The sequence below is a fragment of the bacterium genome, from assembly GCA_024224155.1.
GTDB lineage: Bacteria > Acidobacteriota > Thermoanaerobaculia > Multivoradales > JAHEKO01 > CALZIK01.
The window spans coordinates 1-1332 of sequence record JAAENP010000268.1 but is presented as its reverse complement, the minus strand read 5'-3'; the positions used below and the strand labels follow the sequence as shown (position 1 = coordinate 1332).

General features: G+C 65.2%; 1 protein-coding gene. It reads right to left on the bottom strand.

The genetic code is table 11. From position 1 onward, the window contains the following. Nucleotides 1-175: 175 nt before the first annotated feature. Nucleotides 176-1332, bottom strand: a 1157-nt coding sequence (locus GY769_14060; GenBank protein MCP4203042.1) for a hypothetical protein, incomplete at its 5' end; no start/stop codon positions are given.

Sequence of the window (1332 nt, the reverse complement as noted above, 5' to 3'; positions counted from 1 at the left end):
GGGTCTGGAGGGTACAAATCCGAACCCTGAAAGGGTTCTACAAGTCTCACCTGATCCCATTCGATGGGCCGTTGTAGAACCCTTTCAGGGTTCGATCTTTTGGTGGATCGCCTACCCAGGGTGGCGCTTCGCTTACCCTGGGCTGATGAGTGCAACCCCTTCGGGGTTGGGCAAGTCAGAACTTGACCACCAGCTCCAACCGTCCGCCGTACGGCGCCTCGTCGCTGGACTCGCGGTAGCCGACGAAGCCGTCGACCACCACCACCATGTGCTTGCCGACGGCGGTCTGGTAGCGGGCGGTGGCGGCGAAGGCGTCTTCGACGTCGCTCGCGGTGCCGACCCGGAAGCCGGCCTCGAGCAGCAGCTGTTTGCGGCCGCCAGCGAGGAACTTCTGGTAGCCGAGGGCGCCACCCGCGACCTCTCTCGACCGTGCGGAGAGCGGCGCCCCGAAGCTGCCGAGGCCTACCGCGGCGAAGTTGATGCCGGCGCGTCCCAGGGGGCCGCTCGATGCGGGACCGGTGCCGCGCGCCGCCGGCGAATACTCAGAGGTCGCCCAGAAGGTCGTGAAGTAGATCAGGTCCTCGGTGTAGTGGGGGACCCACGACAGCTCGCTGAAGAGCAGCACGCCGTCGGTCGCCGCCGAGGTTTCCTCGTCGATGGCCGCGGAGCCGAGGATGCGCAGCGAGCTGTTGGTCTTGCCGAGACGCTGGACGGCGCTCAGGCCACCGGCGAACAGATCGCCGCTGCCGTCGTGCTCCTGGACGTAGGCCAGGTCGATGTCGACGGTCGATTTGCGGAAGTCGGCGGAGGTCAAGAGAGCATAGAGGTTGGCGGAGCGCCGCTCGGCATTCGAGACGTTGAGGTTGTCCCAGCCGTAGAAGAAAGTCAGCCGGAAGTTCGATGTGTTTCTCGGCTGGAGGGTATTGCGGGTCAACCCGATGCCGTCGATCGTATCGTCGATCAGCATCCCCTCCTGGACCAGCATCGGCTGCCGGCCGACGGAGAAGCCGACGTCGGTGGAGCCGAAGTCGTCGCGGTCGAGGTTGGGGAAGATCTCGCCGAAGTCGCCCTCGAAGAAGAGGGTCTCGATGTCGGCGGACAAAGCGTCTTCGAACTCGCCCTCGAGGGCGTCGTCGGGATGCTCGAAGAAGTAGCCGGTGAAGCGACCGTCCTCGTCGAGGGCCCGGATGCCGACCACCAGCCTTTCTGAGCCCGACAGCTGGAGGTTGACGAAGAGGTCGAGCCGGTTCGTCCATTCGGTGATCCGAGTATTGCCCGTTTGTCCCCCTCCGGGGGAACCTTGGCTCGCGTCGGGCTCGAAGGTCTGGATCG